General features: G+C 48.0%; 7 protein-coding genes. 4 read left to right on the top strand and 3 right to left on the bottom strand.

Annotated elements, in window-relative coordinates:
- The first annotated feature begins 210 nt into the window (after positions 1-210).
- Entirely contained in the window at positions 211-570 is a 360-nt protein-coding gene (locus LRP49_RS21755) for a DUF2799 domain-containing protein (protein WP_274144926.1), read from the top strand.
- Positions 571-625: 55 nt separating this feature from the next.
- On the opposite strand, the gene dapD is transcribed toward LRP49_RS21755, so the two are convergent.
- Both dapD and LRP49_RS21745 read right to left on the bottom strand, forming a co-directional pair.
- Positions 626-1,657 carry a 2,3,4,5-tetrahydropyridine-2,6-dicarboxylate N-succinyltransferase gene (gene dapD / locus LRP49_RS21750; RefSeq protein ID WP_274144925.1) on the bottom strand — a complete coding sequence of 344 codons (1,032 nt, stop codon included), beginning with the start codon at positions 1,655-1,657 and terminating at the stop codon, positions 626-628.
- Positions 1,658-1,882: 225 nt separating this feature from the next.
- On the bottom strand, positions 1,883-2,179 hold the full coding sequence (locus LRP49_RS21745) for a YebG family protein (protein WP_274144924.1): 297 nt from the start codon (positions 2,177-2,179) through the stop codon (positions 1,883-1,885).
- Positions 2,180-2,260: 81 nt separating this feature from the next.
- On the opposite strand from LRP49_RS21745, the gene LRP49_RS21740 reads away from it, so the two are divergent.
- Entirely contained in the window at positions 2,261-2,947 is a 687-nt protein-coding gene (locus LRP49_RS21740; protein WP_274144935.1) for a DNA-3-methyladenine glycosylase I, read from the top strand.
- A gap of 1 nt (position 2,948) precedes the next feature.
- Here LRP49_RS21740 and LRP49_RS21735 read toward each other — a convergent pair whose 3' ends face one another.
- Positions 2,949-3,857 carry a LysR substrate-binding domain-containing protein gene (locus tag LRP49_RS21735; protein ID WP_274144923.1) on the bottom strand — a complete coding sequence of 303 codons (909 nt, stop codon included), beginning with the start codon at positions 3,855-3,857 and terminating at the stop codon, positions 2,949-2,951.
- 107 nt (positions 3,858-3,964) lie between these two features.
- Here LRP49_RS21735 and LRP49_RS21730 point away from each other — a divergent pair, with 107 nt between their 5' ends.
- A complete protein-coding gene (locus tag LRP49_RS21730; protein ID WP_476397346.1) occupies positions 3,965-4,924 on the top strand; it encodes an SLAC1 family transporter in 960 nt (319 codons plus the stop codon).
- Positions 4,925-5,032: 108 nt separating this feature from the next.
- Positions 5,033-8,419, top strand: coding sequence for an exodeoxyribonuclease V subunit gamma (gene recC / locus LRP49_RS21725; RefSeq protein WP_274144922.1), 3,387 nt, complete (start codon positions 5,033-5,035; stop codon positions 8,417-8,419).
- The last annotated feature ends 6 nt before the right edge of the window (positions 8,420-8,425 follow it).

Below are 8,425 nucleotides of genomic sequence, written 5' to 3'. Positions count from 1 at the left end.
GTAGGATTTAGAAACATTACAGGTTAAAACACTCATCTCTGATTGCCTTTTTGCATTGGTACGAACGAACATGTCGTTGTCCCTTTGCAATTGTCTGCTTACTCACAATTCTTTTGAGGCCTCTTTTTTCTGAACCATTAGTTGCATATCTGTATGCCCCGCATTCAGATTTATTCCATATACTTTAGGCATTCATGTGAGGAGGACGTCATGAGAAATATCCTAATAGCAGTGTTTATGATCATTGGTCTCGCAGGGTGCGCAAATCCGTATGTTAATAAGTACGCAACAGCAGATAATTGGGTTGGGCTGGCATATTACGATGTAGAGCATGGGCAAAAGGCTCGCTCATCTGAAGATCTTGATAAGCTGGGCGCGACGAGTCAGCAAGCTCAGGAGGATTACTTATCCGCCTACAAAGACCATGTCAGTGTTTACTGTGATCCGAAAAATGCTATTCGAGCGGGGATCCTTGGCAAACCTTATAATGCGGTGTGCATTGACCAGACACCAAGAGGTTGGGAGTACAAGCAAAACTGGCTTCAAGGATTGGAAGCAAATAGCTTTTAACCAAACAAAAAAAGACCAGCATAATGCTGGTCCTTTCTTCAAATATACATCGCACTTAGTTGTTGGCGTGAAGCTCAGCGTTCAACTCTACTGCTGATTTGTTTGTAAGACACTCAATCTTACCCGTCACAGAGTTACGACGGAACAGTAGGTCAGCTTTACCTGCTAGATCGCGTGCTTTTACGGTTTCTACTTCTTTGCCTGATGAGTCCAGCATGGTCACTTTGGTGCCAGCTGTTACGTAAAGACCCGATTCGATAGTACAGCGGTCGCCCAGAGGGAAGCCAAGACCAGCGTTTGCACCCAGCAAGCTGTTCTCACCGATTGAGATAACAAGCTGACCACCGCCGCTCAGCGTACCCATGATCGATGCGCCACCGCCGATGTCACTGCCGTTACCCACAACAACACCTGCAGAGATGCGGCCTTCAACCATGCTCACGCCTACAGTACCTGCGTTGAAGTTGATGAAGCCTTCGTGCATCACTGTGGTGCCTTCGCCAACGTGGGCACCCAGACGTACACGTGACGTGTCAGCGATACGCACGCCTGCTGGTACCACGTAGTCCACCATCTTAGGAAATTTGTCTACACAGTCTACGGTAATCGTTTCACCGTTTAGGCGCGCTTCCATTTGACGCTCTGCAAGCTCAGGCAGATCGATAGGGCCTTTGTTGGTCCATGCGATGTTATGCAGTAGGCCAAAGATACCATCAAGCACAGTGCCGTGTGGTTTCACCAGACGGTGAGAGATCAGTTGTAGCTTCATGAAGCCTTCTGCAACACTTGCTGGTTTTTCGTCAGTTGCAAGGATGACCAGTACTAGAGGTTGCGCTGAGGCGGCTGCTTTTGAAGCAAATGTTGCCGCCGCTTCCAGATCAGCTTGAGCAAACGCGGCAGAAATAGCTTCGCATTGTGCTGCTTCAATTTCAAAGACGTCGTTGCCTTCTTTATAAGAGACGATGTCAGCAAGAGCTGCGACCAGAGAGTCTGTTGGATTCAGTACAGGGGTTGGGAAAAATGCTTCGATGATTTTTCCGTCTTTGTTTTTGGTCGCGGTGCCAAATGCTAGAGCAAAACTTGCCATGATGAGATTATCTCCTTGTCTCTTTTCCAGAAAACTGCAGAGGCAGAGGCTGGTTAATACGAATAAATGTTGAGGACATCTTAAAGTGAAGGCGGGAAAGTTTGAAGGGTGGAAAAACAGATTCCCACAGATTAACGCGTCTTTAGGTAATTCTTCGACAAATAGACCGAGCAATCAGACGAATGCGATATAAAAAACGCCCTTAAAAAAGGGCGCATTTTAAAATTAAGCAGCTTCTGCGTCGTCTTCTTTAGGTGCTTCAGCTTTTTTCTTTGTTGCTTTAGGCGTTGGCTTGCGTTTCGCGCCCAGCGCATAAAGGACTTCTTCGCGGTTTTGTGCGAGGAAAAGAGACAACTCTTCACGTTGCGCTTCGTCGCCAACAACCTCACTCTTACTCAGCAGATCGAACAATTCGTCTGCCATATCAAGCATTTTGTCGTAAGCATCTGCGTCCGCTTTAGAGGTAAAAGTCATCTTCTCTTCTCCGTTGCGCTCAACCACATATTTGACGATAACGGCCATGGTTAACCTCTCTCTATTTGTTTACTGTCTGTTTATACAGTAGAGTAATTGTACGTGTCTAGTTTAACCGTGATTAGTGTGATGGCATTGGAAAAATTCTCAGAAATTTATCTTCGAGCGGCGACAAGGAAAGGTAGCAATAGTGCATTGGAGCAAAGGTTGGCGCATCCGAAGTCAGTTGAAGAGCTTAAAAGCATTACCGACGATCGCTGGCTGGCGGTCATGAGCCAAAAAATTTTCCAGTCAGGAATGAATTGGCAAGTGGTGAGAAACAAGTGGCCCGGCTTCGAAGACGTGTTTTGGGGTTTTGACATTGAGAAGATGTGTCTGACGCCGCCAGAGATGTGGGAGCAAAAGGCGACAAATCCCGCCATCATCCGCCATTTAGGGAAAGTGATGACGATTCCGCACAATGCGCTGATGATCCAACGTGCAGCCCGTGAGCACGGCAGTTTTGCAGCATTCATCGCTGACTGGCCAGAGTCAGACATTATTGGCCTTTGGGCTTATCTGAAAAAGCATGGCAGCCGTTTAGGTGGCAATACCGGGCCTTACTCGCTGAGACTGATGGGTAAAGATACCTTTATTTTATCCAATGATGTGGAAAGCTACCTACGTGCTCATAAAATCATTGACGGTGGCAGGGACACAAGAAAATCGCTGCTGGCGGCACAGAATGCCTTTAACCAGTGGCAAGAGGAAAGTGGTCGTCCTCTTTGTCAAATTAGCCAGATTATCGCGTACAGTGTTGGTGATAACAGTTACTGACTTAGTCTTCGAGTTGCCAAGCCGTGCTGAACTGAATAAAACTTTCTAACAGGGGCGACAAGTGTTTGTCTTTATGGTGAACCAGCCAATACTGTCGCCTCAAATCTAGTGGCAGCTCAAGTAAATGCAGCCGGTTGTTAGCGACCACATGACGCGCGGTCAGGCGGGATAGATATGCCAGCCCGAGCCCAGCCGCCGCACAGTTGATAATCGCTTCTGTGTTTCTAAGCTCAAAAGCGATATCCCATAGCTCCAAACGCGGAGCAATGCGAGAAAGAAAGTGTTCTCGTGTGCCCGAGCCTGTCTCGCGCACAATCCAAGACTGGTTTTCCAAATCAAAAAGTGTGAGCTTTTCTTTTTCTCGTAAGGGGTGGTCGATGGCGCACGCGATACACATTTCATCCGAGAGCCACGGCATCATTAGCAGTTCTGAGTTGCCGTGGTGATGTTTGCTTTCACCTTGCCCCTCGATAAAGCCCACATCAAGTTCAAAAGCAATTAACTGATCGATGATAGATTGGCTGTTGGAAATGTTCAGTGATTGCTCGTTGTGCTGGAACGCCGCCCGAAAATCGCGAAGCAGAAAAGGGATCAATTGGTTGCCGATCGTGTCACTGGCTCCAATCCTTAAAGACCCAGTCAGAGCTCCCGTGTTATCCAGAACCTTCGTGATTTCTTTGCTACGAGTGAGCAATTCATCGGCCAGTGGCAGCAATCGCTTTCCATGTTCGTTGATAATAAGCCGGTTGTTCGCGCGTTCAAAAAGCTTATGCCCTATCTGATTTTCGAGCTCACTCAGCGCCATGCTGACAGCAGGCTTTGACAGAAAAAGCAGAGAGGATGCCGCTGTGATCGTCTTTTCCTGTGCGACGGTTACGAAAACGTGTAGCTGGCGAAGTGAAATAGACATAGTGTTAAGTAAAACTTAAAGGTGGTTTAAATATATTCAGATATATTAAAACATAATCGCGTTCTAAAATATTACCTGTGTTCCCTTTCTTATGACGTGATGGTGCGATGCGTAGACGTCTCAATCTTCTTCCGACCCCCATGGCTGGTTTAGCACTGGCCATTGCCAGTTTAGGCTGGTGCTGGGAAAACGCTGGATCTTTTCATGGTTCGGCACAAATTGTGGGTGCTGTGATTGGTGGCATTATGCTGCTGATGATTGCACTTAAGTTCATGATGAGCCCCAAAGGCCTATGGACTGACTTGCAGCATCCTGTTGTGGGCAGTGTAGTTCCAACATTTGCAATGGGTGTGATGATCGTATCAAACGCGATTGGCAAAGCCGTACCTTGGGCGGGCGACGCCTTGTGGTTGGCAGCTGTAGCGGCCCACGTGGCTTTCCTTGGCTCATTCGTATACCACCGAGCAAAAGACTTTTCGCTAAGCCATATGGTACCAAGTTGGTTTGTACCACCTGTTGGACTCATTGTGGCTGATGTGGCGTTTTCAGGGAATCCTGCGTTGCGCCCTGTCGCGGATGCAGTATTGATATTCGGTTTGTTTGCTTATGCAGTGTTGCTACCTTTGATGCTCTATCGCCTGATTTTCTGTGGTGAAGTGCCAGATGCGGCGAAACCAACGATTGCCATCATGGCAGCCCCTGCGAGCCTGTCACTGGCGGGTTACCTGACAGTGAGCCAAAATCCATCGCCTCTAATTGTGGCAGTATTACTGGGTATCGCGCTGCTAATGACCTTGGTTATTTATGTGTCGTTTGCTTATTTGATGCGTTTGCCTTTTTCTCCTGGCTATGCCGCTTTCACCTTCCCGATGGTGATAGGTTCGACTGCACTATATAAAACCGCAGTGTGGATGCAATCAGTAGGTATCGCACCTGAGTACGTCCATCAAGTGTCCATCATGGCATTGATTGAGCTGGTTGTTGCTACTGTTGTGGTGGGATATGTCGCTATGCACTACAGGCGTTTTATCTCGGTTCAGTGGAAATTACCTGCTGCAAATATGTAATATCGAAGCCCGCTACTCGCGGGCTTTTTGATTTCTAATGTATTGAAATTGCACTCTTGGAACCATTCCGCCACAATCTCTCCAATGTTCGTATCATGAGTTTCATCTGTGTTTACTGTCTATCATTCCAATCAACTGGATCTGCTTAAAAGCCTTTTGGTAGCGATCGTTGAGCAAAGTCCGTTAAGTGACCCGTTCCAAAAAGAGCTTATCTTGGTACAAAGCCCAGGTATGGCGCAGTGGCTCAAGCTGGAAATGGCAAAAGAGCAGGGCATCGTGGCAAACGTGGAATTTCCGCTGCCTGCGACCTTCATCTGGCAGATGTTTACTCAGATATTGGACGATGTACCTCAACGAAGCTTCTTCAATAAAGAAGCCATGACGTGGAAGTTGATGACGGTGTTACCGTCCATGCTAGACGATCCTGATTTTGACGAGTTAAAGCAGTATCTGAGTGATGATACGGACCAACAAAAACTCTATCAGCTTGCTGGCAAAGTCGCGGATATTTTTGACCAATATTTGGTATATCGCCCGGAGTGGATTAAAGCGTGGGAAAATGAACACGCGGTCATGGAGCTAGAAGGTGAAAAAACTTGGCAGCCTAAGCTCTGGCAAGCTCTTTATGATTATACCCTTCAACTAGACCAGTCCCCGTTTCACCGCGCCAATTTGTACGAAGAGTTCATTGATGCGTTGGTGTCTAAGTCTACCAAGCCTGAAGGCTTAAAAGGCATAGAGCGTGTGTTTGTATTTGGCATCTCGGCATTGCCTCCTCGTTATCTGGATGCGTTGAAAGCCCTTGGTGAGCATATTGATGTGCATTACATGTTTACGAATCCATGTCGTTTCTATTGGGGCGATATTCGTGACAAACGCTATTTAGCCCGCCGCGCAGCTTCCTTGGATAGCCGTATTAGCCGAGCGACGGAGAGCAATGAGCCTGCTCAATTTGCATTGCCATTACTCGAAGAGGAAACAGCAGAGATAGGCAACAGCCTTTTAGCATCAATGGGCAAGTTGGGACGGGATAACCTGCTGCTGCTCTCCGAACTTCAATGTAACGAGGTCGATCAGGGGTTTGTTGATGTACCGCGCCAGTCGTTGCTGCAGCATATTCAGGCGGACATTCTGGATCTGCAAGAGCCAGGAAACATTCTAGAAACCTTGACCAGTGAGAGTAAGCTGCCAATCTCGGTTGATGATAGCTCCTTGATGATCGAGGTTTGTCACAGTCCAATGCGAGAAGTCGAAGTCCTGCACGACCGATTGCTCGATATGCTGGCAGACGATCCTTCGCTTACACCGCGAGATGTCATTGTCATGGTGGCCGATATCAACGCCTACAGTCCCGCGATACAAGCCGTCTTTGGTAATGCGCCAGGTGAGAGATTTATTCCTTTCTCCATTTCTGACCGAACGGCCGATCAAGAAAGCCCTATTCTGACGACCTTCCTAAGCTTGCTGGGTCTGCCGGGCAGCCGTTGCAGTGCAGCAGAATTGCTGGAGATTCTGGAAGTACCCGCTGTGCTGCGTAAGTTCGGTTTTGATAACCGCCAGTTTGAAAAAGTAAAAGTCTGGGTCGAAGAGTCTGGTATTCGCTGGGGGCTTGATGAAAGCACGGCGAAGCACTTTTCTTTGCCTGGGCAAAAACAGAATACGTGGCAGTTTGGCTTGGACCGTATGATGCTGGGTTACGCGATGCCAAGTGACAGTGGGCTGTATAACGGCGTACTGGCGTATGATGAAGTTCAGGGGCTAGAGGCCGATCTGGCGGGTAAACTTGGCGAGTTTTTCCGTGTACTTAGCCAAATTCAGCATCAGTTAATCCAAGTTCAATCTGGTGAAGCGTGGGCAAAGATTTTATCGGCGATGTTTGATGACATCTTCGCACTGGATACGGATGAAGAGCCTGCAGGACAGATGCTTCGTACCCAGCTAGATAACTGGCTGGTACAACTCTCTGATGCTGGCTTTAGCCAAGACATTTCTTTGTCGATTGTTCGTGATTACTTGAAAGAAAAGCTCGGCGGGGAGCGTATCAGCCAACGCTTCCTTGCAGGGCAGGTTAACTTCTGTACCTTGATGCCAATGCGTTCTATCCCGTTTAAAGTCGTTTGCTTGTTAGGCATGAATGACGGCGATTATCCTCGAACCATCGCGCCAGTCGGGTTTGATCTGATGGCAGGACGCACCCGTGCAGGCGACCGCTCAAGACGTGACGATGACCGCTACTTGTTCCTTGAAGCATTACAATCAGCACAAAACAAACTGTATATCAGCTATGTGGGCCGCTCAGTTCAGGATAACAGTGTAAAAGTACCGTCAGTGTTGGTTACAGAGCTTTTAGACTATTGTCGTCAAGGGTATTGCTTGGAAGGGGACAGTACGTTGCCAGAGCATGACTCGGGCGAAAAGTTGCAAAGATATCTCTGCCACGAGAATCCATTGGTTCCCTTTAGTCGCGCGTCGTTTCAAGGTGGTAAGGCAAGTTATGCCAATGAATGGCTGCCTGCTGCAAAAGGCGAAGGGCGCGCTGCTGAATCTTTTTTGAATGCCGCGTTATCGCTTGAATTGGAGGCTGACTCGAGTCACATCGAATTGGCTGAATTACAGCGATTCTGGCGTTTGCCGGTGCAGCACTTTTTCAACCGACGCCTTAAAGTGTTTTTCGAAAATGTAGCTGGTGGGTTAGAAGATGTAGAACCGTTTTCACTCGACAACCTAGAAACGTATCGCCTTCGGGATGAGTTACTTTCGCACCTTCTAGAGCACGGTAGTGATCTTCCGTCATTAGAGGCCTTCTACCAGCGACAAAAAGCCAGCGGAACCTTACCCGTAAACCATTTCGGCGAGTTGGAGTTGGAAAGCGAGCTTAATGGTATCTTGGCACAATATCGTGTGTTAGAGCCCTTCATCAGAGAGCCTAGACAACCGCTGGAAATCAATATCACGGTGCAGAGCAAGCGTGGTCCTGTGCAGGTACAAGGTTGGCTGGATGATCGCTACCGAGGTGGTCGCATACTCTATCGCAGCGGAAAGATTCGCGCGCAAGATCGTCTGTCAGCATGGATTGACCATTTGTGCCAATGTGCTGCAGGAGACAATTTAGAAACACACTACTTTGGTTTGGATGGGCAATTCGTTTATGCGGTGCAAACGAAAGAAGCCGCCTTGCAAGCACTAACCACTTATCTTGATCTATACATTGACGGCATGTCGACACCCAGTGTCTATTTGCCCAAAACAGCACTGGCGGGTATTGAAGCCTGTTTCGATAGAAAGGGAGAGTGGCATGATGACGAAGACACGTTGATGAAAGCTAGGCAGAAAATGCGCGCCGCGTTTGAAAGCGGCTTTATGCCGGGTGAAGGCGACAACGCCTATATCGCGCGAGTTTGGCCAGCCGCGAGCGAAGAACTCTTGAACGATGTGTTCCAATTGGGATGCAACGTATTGCTCCCAGCATTAAATGGTGAGAAAAAAGAAGACTGACATCAG

Origin of the sequence: Enterovibrio qingdaonensis, from assembly GCF_028683135.1 — a bacterium.
GTDB classification, from domain to species: domain Bacteria; phylum Pseudomonadota; class Gammaproteobacteria; order Enterobacterales; family Vibrionaceae; genus Enterovibrio; species Enterovibrio qingdaonensis.
The sequence above is the reverse complement of the archived record's forward strand: the minus strand, read 5'-3'. Positions and strand labels throughout refer to the sequence as shown.

Bases quoted from the DNA above. Each gene is read 5' to 3' on its own strand.
- LRP49_RS21755 (WP_274144926.1), top strand. From the start codon at position 211: ATGAGAAATATCCTAATAGCAGTGTTTATGATCATTGGTCTCGCAGGG.
- dapD (WP_274144925.1), bottom strand. From the start codon at position 1,657: ATGGCAAGTTTTGCTCTAGCATTTGGCACCGCGACCAAAAACAAAGAC.
- LRP49_RS21745 (WP_274144924.1), bottom strand. From the start codon at position 2,179: ATGGCCGTTATCGTCAAATATGTGGTTGAGCGCAACGGAGAAGAGAAG.
- LRP49_RS21740 (WP_274144935.1), top strand. From the start codon at position 2,261: ATGGCATTGGAAAAATTCTCAGAAATTTATCTTCGAGCGGCGACAAGG.
- LRP49_RS21735 (WP_274144923.1), bottom strand. From the start codon at position 3,857: ATGTCTATTTCACTTCGCCAGCTACACGTTTTCGTAACCGTCGCACAG.
- LRP49_RS21730 (WP_476397346.1), top strand. From the start codon at position 3,965: ATGCGTAGACGTCTCAATCTTCTTCCGACCCCCATGGCTGGTTTAGCA.